Raw genomic sequence first — 19,364 nt, forward strand, 5'->3', positions numbered from 1 at the left:
AACCGGAAAGCCATGTGGCAAACGATGGTCGCGTTCCCTACAAGCGTCAAGCCAACCGGACCCTGAACCGGCGGCCCCCGGCCAAGCCAGGAGGTGCGGCGGAGCGGCGTCGCGCCCCGGGTTGGTCGCGGACCCTGAGCCGTGCCTTATCACGATCCGTCGGCGTAGGCGATGCGGCCGGCGAAGTCGACGGCGGGGACAAGAACATCTCCGATCGCCTCGAACGCCTGATCTGCGTCCGCCTGGCCGACCTCCTCTTCCTGAACGGCGCGCTCCAGCGACACGGCCATGGCCGCGGTGGCCAGCTTGTACATCTCCCGCAGTTCCTCCGCCCTCGCCGGCTCCGCGTAGCAGCAGCCGGTGAGACTGCGGTTGTCCATGTTGACGAACACGATGGTCCTGCCCTCCTCCGAGTCGACCCGGGCCACCGATCTTTCGCCGAAACCGTGGTCGCTCCAACCGTCCCGCCTAACCTCGCGTATCTCGGGCGGCTGCACGGAACTCTTTCCGGGCTTCGGTTTCTGACCCGGAGAGTTCGGGGCGACCTCCCGGGGCGGATCGACGGTCAGTTCGCCGTGCGCCTCCAACGGCCGCAGGCACGCGGGCCACGTGAACTTCACGCGCAGCGGGAGGACGGTGCCGGCGGGCGTGCCTTCCGGAGGCTGGAGCCGGATGGAGAGCCGCCCGTCCCACAGCTTGCGGCTCTTCATCCAGCCTTCCGGCGCGACGATACACTCTCCGCGTTCGACCGGGCGCGACAGGAACGTGTTCTCCGCATCGGTCTCCAGCTGAATGTCGCACCAGGAGTTCGCCGGACAACGTTTCCGCAGAAAGGAGCCGCCCTTTCGCCACCGGAGGTAGGTCGGGAAGCGCCGGCCCTCGAACGCCGCGCCCCTGCGCCCGTTGGCCCGCACGGGGGCCGGGATGTTTCCCGCGCCGCGGAGGATGGCGGCGAGGGCGGCCGACGAATCGATCATGCGCCGGAACAGTTCGTCGGTCTTCTCGCTGCTCTCGGCGGAGCGCCGGATCGCGGTCACCCGCCGCCGATAGTTCAGCGTCCGCAGCCCCTCGTGCCCGCGCAGGTGACCCGCCAACTCCTCGAGCAGCTCCCGCTTCTCGTCGATGTCGCGCATCCGGTCGCGCGATCCCATGAACAGTTGTTCGATGAGACCGGACGGCAGCGCGGAGCAATCCACGGCGACGAGAAGACTTCGCGCCAGATACTGGAACCCGACGCCGCGCGCCCCCCGCCGACGCAGGAAATCCCGCGGTTCAAAGGCGTGCGCCTGCCCGTTGACCGTGAAGATCACGGCCTCCGAGGCGCGCACCCAGTGTGCCGTATTCGCGTTTTCCTTGAACGGGATAAGCGAGACGCGGACCGCGGGGCCGCCCCGAAGCGTCAGTTCGTCCTCGACCGGGAAGCCGTTTTCCACCACGTCGGCGGCGTCCACCGCGAGTCGAGTGTCGAGCCCCGAAACAATGGCTTCCCGGTCGATCTTGAACGAGCGGGTCTCGACGACCTGAATGGGCACCGGAGTACGGTACAGCCGACGGTTGAGCATGCGCGTGAAATCCAGCGTCGCCTTCGACTTCTCCGGCAGATCGTACTCATAAAGGCGTACCAGCGAGCCCCACTCGATACGCCGGGGGCCGCGGGTCGCCGCGGCCCAGATGGGCAGGGCGTCGGTCTCGACGCGAAGAATCCTCCCGCCGGGGGCGAGGTACTGGAACCGGGACAGACGCTCGTCGGCCCGCGGGCGCAGGCGCCGCACTACGGTGAACCCCCACGCTTCGGAGTCGCCGGGCGCGGCGGGGTGGCGCCGGGAAACGATGAGTTGGTAGTTGTGCTCTTTGCCGCAGAACGGGACGGCGCCCGTCGAGCCCATGTTGAATTTCCCCTGAACGAACGGAATGTGCAGCTTGTTGCTGGCCGCCAGGGACGTGAAGGTGCGGGGAAAGTCGTCCGGAGCCTGGCCCTCTCCGCGGTCGGTGATCGTGATGGTCGGCCTTCCGGGGAGCTTTCGGCCCGAGAAGACGACCTGAACCGATTTTCGCGCGAGCCGGCCGCGGTCGGTCGCGGTGATCTCGGCGAGGCGCCCGCCGGGCACGCCGAAGTACCGTTCGGCGGCCGCGAACATGGAAGCGGGCGGCGAACCCGGCAGGTCTCCGCGTTCGTGGGCTCCGGCCATCAGCACTGCGTCTATGCTGTTGACCACCTTCTCGACGAGCGCGCCCCTGGCACTCGCCTGCTGGTTCAGGAACTGTCCGCCGTTGTTTTCCACACCTCCGTATGGTGCCCAGTGCTCATCGCATGTGTACCCCCGCTGATCCAGACAGGCGTGAACCTCCGCCTCGGTATGAGCCGTCAGTAGACCGTCGAGGAGGTCCTGCACGGGGGAGGAAAACGAGAGGCTCGTCTGAACACTCATTCATTTCTCCGAACTTTGGTCCGTTGGCGGCCCCCAAGTTAGGCGGAGCGGGTTGAAGCGGGTAAGGGTTCGGCGCATTCTCCGGGGAAGTGGAACGCGGGCGGGCGTCGTGCGATGGCGGCGCCGGAACGTGAACCGACGCCATAGCCGCCGGAGTACCCATGAAACACATCGCTTCCCTACTACTGATCGCGCCGCTCGCGGCGGGCACCGGCGGGATACGGCCGCACGTACTGCCGGACACCGGGTCGATGCCGAGCGCCGCGCGGGGCACGATGCCATCCGAGCGGGCGCCGGACACCTATCCGAAGAACCCAGCCATCGACGCGCTCAACTACGCGTTCGCGCTCACGCTGAGCGACGAGACGGACACGATCTCGGGCGAGGCGACGATCGACCTCCGGTTCCTGGAGGCGGGGATCGAGCAAGTGCGCCTCGACCTGATCGAGGAGCGGCCCGATGGCACGGGCATGCGTGCCGGGGCCGTGACCGGGACGGATGGTGCGCTCGAGTTCGAGCACGCGGACGACGCGCTGTTCATCTCGCTCGCGCGCCCGACGGAGGCCGGCGAGCGGCGTCGGATCACGGTCGCCTACGAGGGGGTGCCGGCCACCGGCCTCATCATCGGTCCGAACAAGCACGGAGACCGGACCTTCTTCAGCGACAACTGGCCCGACAGGGCGCGCAACTGGCTGCCGACGATCGACCATCCGTACGACAAGGCCACGAACGAACTGATCGTCACGGCGCCGGCCCACTACCAGGTCATCTCCAACGGGCTCCTCATCGAGGAGACGGATCTCCCGGCCGGCACCCGGCGCACGCACTGGAAGCAGTCGGTCCCGATCGCGACCTGGCTCTACGTGCTCGGCGTGGCCCGCTTCGCGGTGCAGACCGTGGACCACCACAACGGGGTGCCGATCCAGACGTGGGTCTACGCGCAGGACCGTGACGCGGGTTTCCATGATTTCGCGGTCCCCACGAAGCAGGCGATGGAGTTCTACGGCGACCGGGTGGGACCGTATTCGTACGAGAAACTCGCCAACGTGCAGTCGAACAGCGTGGGCGGCGGGATGGAGGCGGCGACGGCGATCTTCTACGGCGACGACTCGGTCACGGGCGAGCGCTCGATCCGCTGGCGGAACGTCATCATCCACGAGGTGGCCCACCAGTGGTTCGGGAACGCGGTCACCGAATACGACTGGGACGACGTGTGGCTCAGCGAGGGCTTCGCGACCTACTTCACCCTCCTCTTCATCGAACACCAGTACGGGCGGGACGAGTTCGTCGAACGACTGAAGGTGAGCCGGGACGGGATCCGCGCCTTCATGGCCGAGAACCCCGACTATCGGATCGTCCACGACAACCTGGCCGACATGAGCCGGGTCACGAGCGGGGCCGGGACGTACCAGAAGGGGTCATGGACGCTGCACATGCTGCGCGGGGTGGTCGGCGAGGACGCGTTCCGGGCCGGGATCCAGGACTACTACCGGGAGTTCCGGGACCGGAACGCGACCACGGCGGATTTCCGGCGGGCGATGGAAGAGGCTTCGGGCCTCGATCTGCGCGAGTTCTTCGACCAGTGGCTGTATCGAGGCGGGTGGCTGAAGGTCGAGGGCGGCTGGAGCTACGACGCCGAGGCCGGGGCGATCCACGTCGAGATCGATCAGGTGCAGGACGACGCCTACACGTTTCGGACGCCTTTCCAGATCGGGATCCACCTCCCGCCGGACGCGCCGGGCGAGCGCGGCGTACACGGAGCCGCCGAGCCGCCCCGCATCGAGGTGGTCGAGGTCGACGCACGTCGCAACCGGTTCACGATCCCGGTCGAGGCGGAGCCGCGCGACGTCGTCCTCGATCCGCACACCTGGCTTCTCATGGATGCGGACTTCGAGCGTCGCGGGGCAGGACGATAGCGCTTGCACGGGGCGCGTCGCGTGAGACAGCTTTGACGCCCTGGATCCGCTTCGGGAAGGGACGGCGCACTTGGCGATCGATCGACGCGACTTTCTGAGGGCGGCCACCGCCGGCGCGGCCGGGCTGTCGCTCGGCAACGCCTCTTCGCTGGCGGGCGCCCCCCTGTTCGAGGGCTCGGTCCCGGCGCCCCGCGCCACACCCCTCCGCAGACGCGGCGGCCAGGCCCCCGACGTGGTCGTGATCGGGGCGGGCAACTTCGGCATCTGGACCGCGCTCAACCTCGTTCGGCTCGGCGCCACCGTCACCGTGCTCGACGCGTACGGCCCCGGCAACTCTCGCTCCACCTCCGGCGGGGAGACGCGCGGGGTGCGCTCCTCGTACGGCGGCCGCCCCTCGGGCTTCGTCTGGAACCGGTGGGCCAACGAGGCCATCCGGCGCTGGATCCAATGGGATGAGGAGGGTCGGGAACTCCTCCTCCCGCGTGTCTTCTACCAGTCGGGCGATCTCATCCTGCGCGAGGAGATGATCCCGTATCTCGAGGACACGATGGCCCAGTGGGATCGGCTCGGCGTCGACTACGAGTTGCTCGACGTGGAGGAGATCGACTACCGCTGGCCGTGGATCCGGACGGAGGAGGGGGTCTCGCTGGGACTCTACGAACCCAACGCGGGCGTGGTCCGGGCGCGGCGGGCGATCGAGTCGGTGGCCAAGCGGTTCGAGATGGAAGGCGGCGAGATCCGAATCGCGCGGGCCGCTCTCGGAGAATCGGACGGTCGCCAGCTCAACGACGTGACGCTGGGCGGGGAGGAGGCGCTGGCGGCGTCGACGTTCGTGTTCGCGGTCGGCCCCTGGATCGGGAAGACGTTCCCGGAACTGTTCGGCGACCGCGTCCGCATCCCGATCGGCAACGTGTTCTACTTCGCGGTGCCGGACCAGCGCTTCATGTTCCCCAACATGCCGAGCTACGGGGTGCCGGGGTGTACCGGCTGGCCCGCTCTCGGCCCGGACCACCGCGGCTTCCGCGTGCGTACGGGCGGGCAGACGGGAGACGATCCGGACACGAGCGACCGCTGGGTGCCGCCCGAGGCGCACGAACGCCCCCGCCAGGTCCTCGAGCGCTACTTCCCCGACATGATCGGGGCCGCGGTCAACGAGACGCGCGCCTGCCACTACTGCTTCGGTCCCAGCCGCAACTTCCTCGTCGACAAGCACCCCGACTTCGACAACGTGTGGCTCGCCGGCCTCGGAACCGCCGAGTCCTTCAAGCAGGGTCCGGTCCTCGGCGAGTACATCGCCAAGCGCGTGCTGGAGATCGAGAACGATCCGGAACTGGCCGAGCAGTTCAGGTTCTCCCTCGAGGCGCCGGAGGGCGGGGAGCGGGAGCCGGACCCGCAGTCGGAGGACCTCGGCGGTTGAAGACGCGACCACTCCTCGCGGCGGCGGCCGTACTGACGGTCGTCACCGCAGTCGCGACAGCGGGATGCTACGGTCCGCTCCGGCTGACGCCCTCGGACCACGCCTCGGTCCTGGCCGATCAAAGGCTGCAGGCCGAGCACCCGGCGACTCCGGGCCCCTACGAGGTGCGGCGGCTCTACTACGGGAGCGGGACCGACAGGCGCCGGCCCGAGTTCCGGGATTCCGTCTCCATCGTGACGGAGACCGTGGACGCCTCCAAGCTCGTGTCGCTCGGCGCGACGGCGAAGGAGCGCAACGGCTATTGGGGCTTCACGCCGAAGGAGTTCCCCATCAACGGCCGCGTCTGGTATCCCGAGGGCGAGGGCCAGGACGATCGTCCCTTCCCCCTCGTCCTCATCGTGCACGGGAACCACAACATGAAGGACTTCTCCGACCCCGGTTACGGGTACCTCGGAGAGCTGCTGGCGAGCCGCGGCTATGTGTTCGCGTCCGTCGACATGAACTTCATCAACGGAAGCATCCGGAACGAGAACGACGGGCGCGGCTGGTTTCTCCTCAAGCACATCGATGCGTTCAAGGGGTTCGCGGCGGACGATTCCACCCCCTTCTTCGGCAGGCTCGACTTCGACCGCATCGCCCTCATCGGACATTCGCGCGGGGGCGAAGCGGTGGGACACGCGGCGGCCTTCAACCGGCTGTCTCGCTATCCGGACGACGCCTCGCTGGAATTCGACTTCAATCACGGGATCCGCGGGATCATCGCGATCGCCCCGGTGGACGGTCAGTACCTGCCCACGGGCCGGCTCGTGCCGGTCGAGAACGTCAACTACATGGTGTTCCACGGTTCGCACGACGGGGACGTCACGAGCTTCCACGGACTGCGGCTGTTCAACCGGCTCGAGTTCACCGACGGCGCGGACTACTTCAAGACCGCGATCTACATGTACCGGGCCAATCACGGCCAATGGAACACGGTGTGGGGGAACAAGGACAACGGGCCCCGAAGCGCGCGGCGGCTCGATCTGCGGGGACTCATAGACGGCGAAGCGCAGCGGGAGTTCGCGAGGATCCATATCTCGGCCTTCCTCGAGACGACGCTGCGCGACAATCCGGACTACATGCCGATGTTCCTGGACCACCGCGCGATCGGGGGCTGGCTGCCGGAGACGATGTACATCACGCAGTTCGAATCGAGCAGTTTCCGGCCGCTCGCCACCTTCGAGGAGGACATCGACGTCACGACGGGGACCGCGCACGGCGTGAAGCTGCGGGGTGACTCGCTCGGCGTGTGGCGCGAGGATCTGCTGGACCTCCGGTCGCAGAACCGGCCCACGACGTCGAGTTCGCAGCAGAACAACGCCCTCTGGCTGGGCTGGAACAACCGCGCGGCCGGGGACGGGGACGCGCTCGGGACGCCGGCGAGCTACGCCATCTCGCTGCCCGACGCCCTCGGGGCGGAGTGGGGACTGAGCGCGACATCCCGCCTGGACCTGCAGCTCGCGGCCGTGGAGGGCCGGCCGGGCCCGCGAAGACCCGGAGACGAAGACCAGGGGCAGGGCGACGACGCGGCGCGGGCCGGCCGGGAACGGGACGACGGCGCGCGCGAGGAGGGGGAGGAGGACGAGGAGCCGGTGGATCTTTCGGTCGTGGTCACAGACGCCGACGGCGAGTCCGCGAGCGTGCGGCTGTCGGACTACGGGCCGATCCGGAGGCCCCTCGAGACGGTGGTGCGGCGCCGCAACGACGCCGAGTCCTTCGACAATCAGTGGGAACTCGTGCTCCAGTCCTTCTCCATCCCGCTCGACGACCTGGTGGAGGCCAATCCCGCCTTCGATCCGGCCCGCCCCCGCGAGATCCGCCTCCTCTTCGAGCGCACCGCCGCCGGCACCGTCGTCGTGGACGACATCGGATTCTCCGACCGATGGCCCGGCAGCTGACGACACCGCTCTCACCACGGAATCAGCATGAGTCATGACAACGCCGGGAAGGTCGGCTCGGTCAGGCGTGAACTGAGCCAACGCGAGCATGAGGGCCGACCCGTCCACGCGCTGGTTGCGGCGAGGGTGTACGGCGCGGACCGAGACGATCTCTGGAACGCACTGACGAACGCGGCTCGGATTCCGCAGTGGTTCCTGCCGATTTCCGGAGAACTGCGCCCGGGCGGGAGGTACCAGTTCGAAGGAAACGCCGGGGGCGAGATCACGGAATGTGAGCCGCCGGAGCACTTCGTCCTGACGTGGCGCATGCACGGAGACGTCAGTAGGGTGACCGTGACGCTCTCGGAAATGTCGGAAGGCCGCACCGAGGTGCGTCTCGAACATCTCGCACAGTTCCCGCCGGAGTTCTGGGAGGAGTTCGGGCCGGGCGCGGTCGGTATCGGCTGGGACCAGGCCATGTACGGCCTCGATCAGCACTTCTCTTCAGACCCCGCAGTCGTCCCGGATACGGCGGCGGAGTGGCTCGCCTCCGCCGAAGGGGGGGATTTCACTCGCCGAAGCAGCGATGCCTGGTGTGAGGCGTCGATCGCCCTGGGCGCCGACGAAGAAGCCGCCCGCGCCGCGGCCGATCGGGTGGCCGCCTTCTACATGGGCGAAGACCCAACCTGACGCCCCTCACGGAACCGCATCATAGCCATGCAAATCCAACATCGAGTGTAAGATTTGTCATGTTATCGGACGGATGGCCGTCGGCTCCGGATCAGTCGCGGGACGGCAAGATCAGCGGAAGCTGAGGCCGAAGCGGTGGGCGTTTCCGTCCACGTCGAAGGCCTGGAAGGCGTATTCGACCGTGAGGGCGTCTCCGGTGAAGGCGAAACCGAAGGTGAACGGGCTCCGTTCGTCCTCGACCACGCGCTGGAGCCCGGCGCGGAGGCGGAAGGTGTATCCCTGAACGGGCCAGTATGAGAGTTCGACGCCCCCGGCCGGGATGATTTCGCCGTCCCTGCGGCGGAGGAGCTGGCTGGTGAGGAACATGTCCAGCTCGCCGACCTCGAACCGCTCGGTGGAGACGCCGAGCGCCAGCTGGGTCGGGATCCTGACCCCCCGTCCGTGAAGCTCCAGGTCGGATCCCAGGTTGCGGGCCGCGAGGCTGACCATGGTGGGCCCGAACTCGCGCGCGACGCCCAGATCCAGCACGACGGCCCGGTCCATCCCGCGCGCGAACTGAAGCTCCAGGTACTTGGCGACGATGCCCGCGCCGAAAACGCCGAACAGCTCGCGCGCGTAGCCGAGCGAGGCGGCGAATTCGGTCACGGGGGAGCCGTCCGGCGTGACAGCCGCGCCCTGAAGATCCGGGCCCGGAGCGATCCCGCGGCCGCTGTACCGCAGATACCGGAGACCGACCGCGAAGTCGCCAAGCCCGACGGCGCCCTTCCCGGCGATCGTCGCGAGCGTGCCCTCCGAGCCGTAGCGATGCAGACCGGCGGCCATGCCGTCCACGCGGGAGATGAGGGCGGGCGCGTAGAAGAGGAGGTCCGCGCCGCCGCCGAGCAGGTAGGGTGAGTTCCCGTAGGCGGCGGCCTCCACGCTGGCCGGAGCTTCGAGCAGGAGCGCGCCGTGGCCCGCCGGGTGGGACTGTGCCGCGCCCCCTCCCGGGCCCGCTCCGCTTGCCAAGGCCGCGAGCAGCAGGGGAACCGCGGCCCGTGCGGCGGTGGATCCCGCGGTCCGCTCCCTCTCCGGGTTCAGTCCCACAGACGCTCGGTCTCGACGAAATCCCGGAATCCGTCCGGGTCGTCGGCGGCCCGCTCGATCCGCGCGACGCCGCGCTCGATGTCCTCCATGCCGTTCGCGATCGAGATGCGCAGGAAGTGCTGGCCCTCGGAGCCGATGCGGCAGAAGGAGGCCCGGTCCATCGTCGCGACGCCGTACCGGTAGAGGAGGAACATCTGGAGCATGCCCGAGGGAGTCGTCCGCGCCCGCGGTTCCGCGGGCATCGCCTCGTGCGCCTCGAACACGCCCAGCCGCCGACACATGCCGGATACGTTGGGGAAGACGTAGAAGGCACCCTTGGGCAGTCGGCAGCGCAGGCCGTCGATCGCGTTGAGCGCGGGCACGATGAAGTCCCGCCTCCGCTCGAACTCTCCCACCATGTGCGCCACGACGCCGGCCGTGGCCGGGTCCTCGTACGCGGCCCGTCCCCCTTCCTGCAGGAAGGGCGGCACGCACGACATGATGTTGATGTTCAGCTGCTTGAAGACCTCGGCTTCTTCACCCGTCGGCAGGACGGCCCATCCGAGCCGCCACCCGGTCATGGCGAACCCCTTCGAGTGGCCGCTCGCGATCACCGTCCGCTCCGCCATCCCCGGCTGCGAGGCGATGCTGTGGTGCTCCGCTCCGTCGAAGAGGATGTGTTCGTAGATCTCGTCGGAATAGATCCGCACATCCGGGTGGCAGCGTTCGCGGACCACCTCCGCGATTCCCGCAAGATCTTCGGCCGAAAGCACGCCCCCGGTCGGATTCGATGGTGAGCAGAGGATGATGAGCCGGGTGCGCTCGGTGAGGAGCGCCGCGAGGTCGTCCGCCGTGAACCCGAACCCCTGTTCCCCGGAGAGATGGAGCGGGACCGGGCGCGCCCCCACGAAAGTCGCCCACGACTCGTAGATCGGGAACCCGGGACTAGGATAGACGACCTCGTCGCCCCGGTCGACGTACGTCTGGAAGGTGTACCCGATCGGAGGCTTGGCCCCGGGGGTGACCACGACTCGGTCCGGTCCCACTTCGATCCCGCGCGTCCTCGAGACGTGTCGCGCGATCGCCTCGCGGAAGGACGGGAGCCCGGCCGCGTCGCAGTACCCCGAGTTCCCCGCCTCGAGTTCGGCCACGGCGACCCGGTTCAGGTGGGGCGCGCTGCGAAAATCCGGGGCGCCGATGTTGAAGCGGATGACATCCATCCCGCGGTCGAGACAGACCCGGATGTCATCGTTGACCTTGAACGCGTTCTCGGTCCCCAGATCGGCGAGGCGTCGCGCTAGAACAGGCATGCCCGATAATGTCCCGGCCGCCCCCCCGGTGCCAGTCGATCGGTTGAGCAGACGCTGGACTTCGTGCCGCTTGCAAGCAATGACTGCTAGCACTAGTTTTCTCGTGCTGGAACGCTGTCGCGGAGAGTGGAGCATTGTGGGAAGCACGATTACCGTCCGGGATATCGACCCGGGGGACAAGGCCTGGCTTCGGCGCGAGGCACGCTACACCGGCATTTCGATGGAGGAGTTCGTCCGCCGCCTGATTCGTGAGAAGCGGGAAAAGACGGAAGGCGGGACGAGGCCCTCGGAGGTGTTCGAGCGGCACTTCGGGCCGGAGTACGGGGTCGAGTTGCCGCCGCTGCCTCGTCACGGATACAAGGCGTTCGCGTTCGAGGACGAGCGAACGGGCGAAGCGTGACCCGGCCGCTCGGGTGGCTCATTGATACCAACGTCGTCTCCGATATGATGCGGCCGGCTCCCGAACCGCGAGTGGCCGGGTTCCTCGACGGAATCTCCCCCCAGGGAATCGGTCTGGCATCCATCACGGTGTGGGAGGTCCTCAACGGAATCGGCCGCATGGAGGCTGGCCGCCGACGGGAGGATCTGTCCGAGCGGTTCCAGGGCGTCCTGGACGAACTCTTCCGCGGACGGATCCTCGACTGGACTCTGGCCGACGCTCGGGCCTGCGCCCGCATCATGGAAGCGAAGCGGCGGCGGGGAGAACCGCTCGACGATCATCTGCCGGACGCCATGCTGGCCGGTACGGCGGTACGTCACGGCCTCGCCCTGGTCACGCGGAATGAGCGAGACTTTCGCAACACCGGTATCGAAGTCGTCAACCCGTGGGCTGACCGGCAGCGTTGAGCAGATGCAGGGGAAGAGCCGCGAAGCGGAGCTACAAACCCGCCTCGGGCGAGCGGGTTGCCGCATAGCTGTCAACCATATACCATATGCTGCATGGACAAGATCAAGACGACGGTCTACCTGCGCGCGACCGACTACGGCAAGCTGAAATCGATCGCGGACGCCGAGAACCGCTCCGCGGCCGAACTGATCCGGGAGGCGGTGGCGGAGTATGCCACCCGCAAGGTACGCGCCCGGTTGCCGCGCAGCATCGGCATGGGCGACAGCGGTATGCCTGATCTGGCCGAGCGGTACGAGGAATACCTGGACGGGTTCGGGGAGGACGACCCTGCCGGGGACGCCTGTGAAGCGGAGAGGGAACCGCACGAAGGCGACGGCGACGGACCGTGATCGTCGCCGACACCAGCGCGATCGTAGGACTCCTCGACCGCGGGGCCCGGGACCACGAAACAATCCGCAACGCCTACGAAAACCGGCCCGGGGAATGGATTCTGCCTTGGGCCATCCTCCCGGAACTGGACTACATCGTAGAAGCCAGACTGGGGGCTGTCGTAGCCGCCGCGCTGCGAGAGGACCTGGCGGAAGGCAGGTTCATGATCGAGTGGGGGCGACTCGCTGATCTGCGGCGGGCAGCGGACCTGCACGCAACCTACCGCTCCCTGCGCCTGGGGCTGGTGGACGGTGCGGTCATGGCCGTAGCCGAGCGGCTCCGCGCCCGGGCCATCGTGACCATCGACCTCCGCGATTTTGGAGCGGTATCCCTCGACGGGCAGCCACAGCTCTGGCCGAGGGATCTCTAGGAACAACCGGGAGGGTTCATGTCGCACGTCAGGCTGAAGGGTCGGATCGCGCGCGCCGGGCTCTGGGCGGTACTGCTGCTTCTCCTGCCTCCCGTCCCGTTGGAGGCACAGGAGGCCCGGCGGCGGTGGGAGCGGATGGGCCAGATGCGGCGCGAGAAGTTCGACGTCGTGCTGCCCGAGGTGATGCGGGAGAACGGGATCGACATGTGGATCACCGTCCGCAAGGAAGGCCTCGACGACCCGCTCACGCCGGACCTCGGCGTCGGCTACGTGAACCCGATCGGCTACTACATCTTCACGGACCGGGGCGGGGACCGGATCGAGCGCGCCGCGCTCGGGATCAGCGGCTACCTCCTGGCCGGGAACGGGGCCTACGACATCGTCACGGGCAACTTCGACCTGCGGGCGTTCGTCGCCGAACGCGACCCGGAGCGGATCGGCCTCAACATGGGAGAGAACATCGGGGCGGCGGACGGGCTCTCCTACACGAGCTACCACCATCTGGCAGAGACGCTGGGCGAACCCTGGGCGTCGCGGTTCGTTTCCGCCGAGAAGCTCGTGTCCGATTTCAGGGCGCGGCGGGTCGCCTCCGAGATCGCGGGCTTCGCGGAGGCGGGCGAGATCTCCAGGGAACTCGCCGAGCGTGCGCTCTCGAACGAGGTCATCACGCCCGGCGTCACCTCCCTCAAGGACGTCGCCTGGTGGCTCATGGACCGGCTTCTCGAGCGTGGACTCGGCTCGTCCTTCGGCTTCCCGTCGATCTACATCACGGGACCCGACGGAATCGAGGCGGTGTCGAGCGACCGCATCATCCAGGGCGGCGACGTGATGATGATCGACTGGGGCGTCTGTCACCTCAACTTCTGCACGGACATGAAGCGCGTCGCCTACGTTCTGCGGCCGGGCGAAACCGAAGCCATGCCGGGCGTGCAGAACGCTTTCGACCAGGCGATGGCCGCGCGAGCGGTATCGCGACGCGCGATCCGGCCCGGGATCACGGCCCGCGAGAACATGGATCGGATCGGGGCCGCGCTGCGGGGGGCCGGGTTCAATCCCATTCCGTTCAACGAGCCGACCGACGGCCCGCTGACGGACGTCACGTGGGAGGGACATCATTCGGTCGGCAACCTCGGCCACGGAATCGGCCCCTCGATCGCAACCTGGAACCCGCGGCGTCTCACGTTCGAGGTCGTGCCGTCGAACCTGCTCTCGATCGAACTGTTCGCGTACACGGCGATCCCCGAATGGGGCGGCGCGAAGCTGCGGGTGCCGCTCGAGGATGACGCGGTGGTTACGGAACGGGGTGCGGAGTGGCTCTATCCCGCGAACAGCCGCCTGCTCCTGATCAAGTCCGATCCTGTCGCGGCCCGGGCCGTGTCCTGAACAACCCGGCCATGGCCACTCTTCGTGAGCTTCTCGTGCGGTCCAGCCGCACCTTCGCGGTGGGGATCGAGCTCCTTCCCGACCCGGTTCGTGGCGAGATCACCGTCGCCTACCTGCTCCTTCGCGTATCCGACTATCTCGAGGACAACGAGGAACTCGGCGAGGATGAGAAGGTCGCCCTGCTGGAAGAATGGAGGCGCGTCCTCGACGGTGGTGGGGACCGCGAAGCCCTGATCCAGCGCCTTGGGGAGGCCGGGGAGGACACACCCGACGCCCTGGTGGCCCGCCACGCCCTGAGCGTGCTCGACGGACTGGACCGGCTGGCGCCCGCCGCGCGCGAAATCCTGGTGCGCCACGTTCGTAGATCGAGCGCCGGGATGGCCCGCTGGACGCTTCGGGGGCCGGTCTTCCATACAGAGTCGGATCTGGACGACTACATGCACGAGGTGGCCGGACGCGTGGGGCACCTGCTGACCGAACTGTTCGTGCTCCGGCTCTCCGGGTTGGGTAGCGAGCGGGAGCGCATGATGGCGCTGGGGCGCGAGTTCGGCCTGGCGCTGCAGACTGTGAACGTGATTCGGGGGCTGCACGAAGACCGCGACCGCGGGTGGGTGTACGTGCCCGCCTCCTTCCTCCCCGATGCGGGCATGGACGCCGGCGAACTGTTCGAACCCGCCAACCACGACGCGGCGATGAAGGTTCTCGGCCGGCTCGTCAGCAAGGCCGACGGCCACCTGGCCGCGGCGCGCGCCTACATGCGCATGATCCCGAGGCGGCATCACCGCGTGCGCCTCTTCTGCCTGCTTCCGCTCCTCTTCGCCGTCCGCACTCTGGCGATCAGCCGGGCCAACCCCGAGGTGCTGGACCGCGAGACGAAGATGACCCGCCGCGAGGTCGTGACCATCACCCGCCGCGCCAGGGTGTTGGGCTTCTCGAATCGCTGGATCGACCGGTACTGCCGGCGCCTCGCCGAACGAGGCGCGTAGGGGGTTAGGCGCGCCCCGGTCGGCGGCTTTCTCTCCAACCGGCCAGGTTGTACTGCGACATGACCAGCGCCGGCACGACCAGCATCAGGAGGAGGGTGGCGAAGAGGACGCCGAACCCGACCGAGGTCGCCAGCGGCACGAGATGTTGAGCGTGCGTACTGGTCTCGAACACCAGCGGGGACACACCCAGGAACGTCGTGATCGACGTAAGCATGATCGCCCGGAATCTCTCCTTTGCTCCGGAGATGATCGCCTCCGCCGGCCCCAGGCCCGAGGCCTTCAGGTCGTTTATGAACCTGATCATCATGAGCGAATCGTTCACGACCACGCCGAAGACGCCGATCAGCCCGTACAGCGACCAGAGGCCCCAACTGAGGCCAAGCAGCATGTGTCCCCCCAGCGCGCCGATCGCACCCAGCGGAACGGCGGTCATGATGATGAGGGGCTGGGAATACGAACCGAACGGGATCGCCATCAGGCCGTACATGATGAGGAGGGCCAGAACGAGCGACCTGCCCAGCACGGCGATCGCCTCTTCCTGGTCTTTTCTCTGGCCGCCGTAGGTGTAAACGAGTCCCGGGTTCCGGGCGGTCAGCCGGGGCAGGACATCGCTGTCCAGACTGGCGTTCACCTGCTGGCTCGTGGCGCTCCCGGGGTCCACATCGGCGGTGACCGTAACGGCGCGTCGACCGTCGACGCGGTGGATGGCGGCGGACGAGCGGGCGAACCCCGCAGACGCGACCTGCCCCAGCGGCACCTCGCCACCGGGCGTCCGCACCAGGTACCTCTCCACATCCGTCGCGGAGTTACGCTCTTCCTCGGGGAGCCGCACATATACCCGCATGTCCTCGCGGCCGCGCGGGACCCTCAGCGCTTCCGCCCCGAAGAAGGCCGACCGTACCTGGGTCGCGAAATGATCGAGGGTCAGGTTCAGGGAACGGGCCCTCGGCTTGAGCTCCAGTTGCAGCTCCCTGAACCCGTCGTCGAGGTTGCTCCGAACGTCGAATGCTCCGTCGATCGCGGCCAGGTCGGCGGTAAATTCGTCCGTGATGGCCTCCAGGCGTTCCGGATCCGGATGGGAAAGCTCGAAGTGGACCGGCAGGCCCAGGCCCAGCACGTTCGACGAGATCGAGAGGGACTTCGCTTCCGCGAGAGTTCCGACTTCATCCCGCCAGGCTCGCTCGAAGGCGGAAGAGGCGATGCCGTGCCTGTCCCAGGCGCGAAGCTTGAACTGTACGGTCCCCAGGTGACCCCGCGGGGCCTCCACCGCATCCCCTCCCAGCGGATCATAGAGCGTCGCCAGTTCCCCCACCGTGACGGCCACGCCGAACTCCAGCGGCTCGGCGTCTTCGCCCCGATCCTCCGCCATGCGCGCCACCGTCCGGCGTCCCGCCGCATCGAGTTCCGCGACCACCCGGGCGGTGCGTTCGGCCGGCGTACCCACCGGCATCTCCACATTCGCCGAGACGACTTCGCCTTCGATCGGAGTAAGGAACTGGTTGGGGACGATGCCCGATGCCAGGACGCCCAACGAGAGGACCATTAGCCCGCCCGCGGACGCGAGGACGATGGAGGGGCGGGCGGTCGCGATCCGCAGCCCGCGGTCGAGCGGGCCATCCGCGATCCGTTTCACGAGGCGGTCCACGGCTCGCCGAATCCGGTCCAGCAGTTGGTATGCGGCCGTTTGCGGCCTCTCACCGGGCGCGGCCAGATGGGACAGGTGGTTCGGTAGCACGAACAGCGATTCCAGCAGCGAAATCAGGAGCACCGTGATGACCACCAGCGGGATGCCCCGGCCGAGCTGCCCCTGCGGGCCGGGTGCGTTGAGCAACGCGGCGAAGGCCGTGATGGTCGTGAGCACCGAGAAGATGACCGGACCGCTGACGCGCCGCGTCCCCCGGATGGCGGCCTCCAGCCCGCGAGCGCCCCGCTCCCGTTCGGCAAAGACGCTCTCTCCGACCACGATCGCATCGTCCACGACGATGCCCAGGGCGAGGACGAGCGCCATCATGGAGAACATATTGATCGATATGTTCAGGAATCCCATCACCAGGAACGTGCCGAGAAACGAGACGGCCAGCCCCACGGCCACCCACATGGCCAGCCGGATCTCGAGAAACAGCGCCAGCGCCCCGAAGACCAGAAGCAGTCCGAGCAGGGCGTTCTTGATCATGAGGCCGAGACGCCCGCTGACCTGCTCCGAATCATCTTTCCACAGTTCGACGGAGACGCCTTCGGGGAGGCTCGGCACCACGTCGGCCGCGAGGTAGTTCTTGATGGCCGCGACGATGTCCAGCACCTGTTCGCCCGACGTCCGGTAGACATCGACGCGCACCGCGCGCTGTCCGTTGTAGCGCACGTCCAGGTCGGTGTCCGCAAAACCGTCACGTACGGTTGCAATGTCGCCCAGCCGAACCGCCGTGCCGTCGGACCGAGCGAGGACGATGATGTCCTCGAAGTCCGCCTGGTCGTAGTTCTGTCCCAGCGTGCGAACGAGGATTTCCTCGCCACCCGTGGATACCTTGCCGGCGGACAGTTCCAGCGAACTCTGCCGCACGGCGAACGCGACGTCGTCCAGAGTGAGGCCAAGGGCTCGGAGTCGGCGCAGCGGCACCTCGATGGAGATCTCGTACGGGCGGGCGCCGCTGGTCTCGGCCAGGGACACCTCCGGAAGAGACGAGAGCCCCTCTTCGATGCCGTGCGCCAGTTCCTTCAGCGTACGTTCCGGGACATCGCCGTACACGAGGAGGCGGAGGACGCTCTGCCGACTCGTGATCTCCCGCACTTCGGGGCGTTCCGCAGCGGCCGGGAAAGTCGGAATCCGGTCGACCTCCGCCTTGACTTCGTTGAGGGCTCGGCCGATGTCCGTGCCCGCCTTGAACTCCACGGTCACCGACGCAAGTCCCTCGGAAGCGGTGGATTCGATCCGCCTCAGGCCTTCGACCGCCCGGATCTGTTCCTCGATCCTGCGGACGATGGACTCCTCCACCTCCCCGGGCGTGGCGCCGGGATAGGGGACGACGATCTGAACGCGATCCAGCGAGAATTCGGGCAGAACTTCCTGGACCAGATTGCGGGCCGCGCTGAGTCCGGCAAGGACGAGAAACAGCATGACGACGTTCGCCGCGATGCTGTTCTTCGCCATGAAGCCGATGGGGCCCCCGCGACTCTTCAGGCGGCTGTCTTCAGTCACACGGTTCTCATCGGGGATGTCGTCCTTCGTTTAACGGATCTTACGGTCTACGGTGCCCGGCATCGAGGCTCAGGCCAGCTTTCGGGCGAGTTCGCGGCGCAGGAGGATCCAGCTGACGAGGGCCTGGAACCCGATGGTCGCGACGGACAGGTACCAGAGGTGGTGAAGTTCGAACCACGGTCGGCCGGCGAGCCACACGGCCGGGATCGCGAAGGTGACGATGCGCATCCCGCTCGCCACGAGTGACGGCACGGTGTTGCCCAGCGCCTGGAAGATGCCGTTGCAGGTGAAGATCAGTCCCGTGGCCACGAAGTTCCACGAGATGATGCGGAGGAACTCGCCGCCCACCCCGATCACGGCGCCATCCCCGGAGAAGGCGCCGACCAGCGTGGCGGGCGCGATCTGATAGAGCAGGGTCAGCGTGAGCATGATCGCGCCCCCGGCCATCGCCGACCAGCGGAACGTCTCCCGCACGCGACCGGGCTGGCCGGCCCCCACGTTCTGTCCGGCCACCGGCGCCGTCGCGAACGCGATCGCCATCGCGGGCAGGAAAACGGCCTGCATCACCCGGCTGCCGATGCCGAAACCGGCCTGCGCCTCCGCCCCGAACCCCCGGATGCACCAGTAGATGACGGCCATATAGACGAACATGAGGGCGAACTCCCCGCCGGGCGGAAGTCCTACGCGCAGGATGCGCCACCACGCCTCGGGGCAGGGCCGGACGCGGGCGAAGTCGAAGCGAACGAAGCGTTCGAGACGAAGGAAGTAAGCGAGCATCATCAGCACGCCGACCGTGATGGAAATCGTGGTGGAGAGCCCGGCGCCCAGCACGCCCAGCGGCTGCCCGGTCACCCAGCCGGCGATCATGAAGGGAGCCAGCACCGCGTTGAGCGCGACGCTGAACACCTGCACGAAGATGGTCGGCTTCACGATTCCGGTGCCTCGGAGCGCGGACCCCATCGACACGAGCGCGAACTGCAGCGCGAGCCCCGGAAGGCACCAGCGGAGATAGAGGCTGCCTTCCGCGACGGTCTCGGCGTCAGCCGCCAGCGTCTCCATGTACCAGTCCGTCAGGGTGTAGCCGCCGACCAGCGTGATTGCGGCCAGGAGTGCGGCCAGACCCAGGCTCTGATTGAAGATGAGGTTCGCGTCGGCGCGATCCTTGCGGCCGCTGGCGTTCGCGATGAGCGCCATGGTGCCCACGCCGAGCACCTGCGTGAGGGCCATGACGAGGAACCAGGCGTTGCCGCCCGAGGTCAGACCCGCCACCGCCGCTTCGCCGATCCGGCCGACGAAGTACACGTCGACCAGATAGTAGAGCGTCTGGAAGACCATCCCGATCGCGATCGGGATGGCCAACCGAACGATGTGTCGGGGGATCGACCCCCGGGTCAGGTCTTCCAAGCCACTCGCGTC

15 protein-coding genes are annotated in these 19,364 nt (G+C 67.7%); 10 read left to right on the forward strand and 5 right to left on the reverse strand.

What is annotated here, in order from left to right; all coding sequences use genetic code 11:
* Nucleotides 1-149: 149 nt before the first annotated feature.
* Nucleotides 150-2,429: a hypothetical protein gene (locus ACOQPP_RS08390; protein WP_420636293.1), complete on the reverse strand. Its 2,280-nt coding sequence runs from the start codon at nt 2,427-2,429 to the stop codon at nt 150-152.
* Between the two features lie 161 nt (nt 2,430-2,590).
* Here ACOQPP_RS08390 and ACOQPP_RS08395 point away from each other — a divergent pair, with 161 nt between their 5' ends.
* From ACOQPP_RS08395 to ACOQPP_RS08410, 4 genes are all read left to right on the forward strand, one after another.
* A complete protein-coding gene (locus ACOQPP_RS08395) occupies nt 2,591-4,345 on the forward strand; it encodes a M1 family aminopeptidase (RefSeq protein ID WP_420636294.1) in 1,755 nt (584 codons plus the stop codon).
* Nucleotides 4,346-4,415: 70 nt separating this feature from the next.
* Nucleotides 4,416-5,762, forward strand: a complete 1,347-nt coding sequence (locus tag ACOQPP_RS08400; RefSeq protein ID WP_420636295.1) for an NAD(P)/FAD-dependent oxidoreductase — start codon at nt 4,416-4,418, stop codon at nt 5,760-5,762.
* On the forward strand, nt 5,759-7,699 hold the full coding sequence (locus ACOQPP_RS08405) for an alpha/beta hydrolase family protein (protein WP_419164965.1): 1,941 nt from the start codon (nt 5,759-5,761) through the stop codon (nt 7,697-7,699). Before ACOQPP_RS08400 ends, ACOQPP_RS08405 begins: the two co-directional genes overlap by 4 nt.
* Nucleotides 7,700-7,726: 27 nt before the next feature.
* The gene (locus ACOQPP_RS08410; RefSeq protein WP_419164964.1) at nt 7,727-8,368 is read left to right on the forward strand and encodes an SRPBCC family protein; all 642 of its coding nucleotides are present in this window, start codon (nt 7,727-7,729) and stop codon (nt 8,366-8,368) included.
* 111 nt (nt 8,369-8,479) lie between these two features.
* On the opposite strand, the gene ACOQPP_RS08415 is transcribed toward ACOQPP_RS08410, so the two are convergent.
* Both ACOQPP_RS08415 and ACOQPP_RS08420 read right to left on the reverse strand, forming a co-directional pair.
* A complete protein-coding gene (locus ACOQPP_RS08415; protein WP_419164963.1) occupies nt 8,480-9,451 on the reverse strand; it encodes a hypothetical protein in 972 nt (323 codons plus the stop codon).
* Nucleotides 9,442-10,740: a pyridoxal phosphate-dependent aminotransferase gene (locus ACOQPP_RS08420; RefSeq protein WP_419164962.1), complete on the reverse strand. Its 1,299-nt coding sequence runs from the start codon at nt 10,738-10,740 to the stop codon at nt 9,442-9,444. Before ACOQPP_RS08420 ends, ACOQPP_RS08415 begins: the two co-directional genes overlap by 10 nt.
* 136 nt (nt 10,741-10,876) lie before the next feature.
* Between ACOQPP_RS08420 and ACOQPP_RS08425 the strand changes: the two genes are divergently transcribed.
* The 6 genes from ACOQPP_RS08425 (at nt 10,877) to ACOQPP_RS08450 (ending at nt 14,755) form a co-directional block, all read left to right on the forward strand.
* Nucleotides 10,877-11,140, forward strand: a complete 264-nt coding sequence (locus ACOQPP_RS08425) for a FitA-like ribbon-helix-helix domain-containing protein (protein WP_419164961.1) — start codon at nt 10,877-10,879, stop codon at nt 11,138-11,140.
* Nucleotides 11,137-11,586: a type II toxin-antitoxin system VapC family toxin gene (locus tag ACOQPP_RS08430; protein WP_419164960.1), complete on the forward strand. Its 450-nt coding sequence runs from the start codon at nt 11,137-11,139 to the stop codon at nt 11,584-11,586. Before ACOQPP_RS08425 ends, ACOQPP_RS08430 begins: the two co-directional genes overlap by 4 nt.
* A gap of 93 nt (nt 11,587-11,679) precedes the next feature.
* Nucleotides 11,680-11,976, forward strand: a complete 297-nt coding sequence (locus ACOQPP_RS08435; protein WP_419164959.1) for a ribbon-helix-helix protein, CopG family — start codon at nt 11,680-11,682, stop codon at nt 11,974-11,976.
* Nucleotides 11,973-12,386 carry a type II toxin-antitoxin system VapC family toxin gene (locus ACOQPP_RS08440; protein WP_419164958.1) on the forward strand — a complete coding sequence of 138 codons (414 nt, stop codon included), beginning with the start codon at nt 11,973-11,975 and terminating at the stop codon, nt 12,384-12,386. The genes ACOQPP_RS08435 and ACOQPP_RS08440 overlap by 4 nt, the downstream gene beginning before the upstream one ends.
* A gap of 18 nt (nt 12,387-12,404) precedes the next feature.
* Nucleotides 12,405-13,769: a M24 family metallopeptidase gene (locus ACOQPP_RS08445; protein ID WP_419164957.1), complete on the forward strand. Its 1,365-nt coding sequence runs from the start codon at nt 12,405-12,407 to the stop codon at nt 13,767-13,769.
* A gap of 11 nt (nt 13,770-13,780) precedes the next feature.
* A complete protein-coding gene (locus tag ACOQPP_RS08450) occupies nt 13,781-14,755 on the forward strand; it encodes a phytoene/squalene synthase family protein (protein WP_419164956.1) in 975 nt (324 codons plus the stop codon).
* Between the two features lie 4 nt (nt 14,756-14,759).
* Here the strand turns inward: ACOQPP_RS08450 and ACOQPP_RS08455 are convergent, their stop codons facing one another.
* Together ACOQPP_RS08455 and ACOQPP_RS08460 are read right to left on the reverse strand one after the other, a co-directional pair.
* Nucleotides 14,760-17,948: an efflux RND transporter permease subunit gene (locus ACOQPP_RS08455; protein ID WP_419164955.1), complete on the reverse strand. Its 3,189-nt coding sequence runs from the start codon at nt 17,946-17,948 to the stop codon at nt 14,760-14,762.
* Nucleotides 17,949-18,017: 69 nt separating this feature from the next.
* Nucleotides 18,018-19,352: an MATE family efflux transporter gene (locus tag ACOQPP_RS08460; protein WP_420636296.1), complete on the reverse strand. Its 1,335-nt coding sequence runs from the start codon at nt 19,350-19,352 to the stop codon at nt 18,018-18,020.
* Between the last annotated feature and the right edge of the window lie 12 nt (nt 19,353-19,364).

It is taken from the genome of Candidatus Palauibacter sp., assembly GCF_965222475.1.
GTDB lineage: Bacteria > Gemmatimonadota > Gemmatimonadetes > Palauibacterales > Palauibacteraceae > Palauibacter.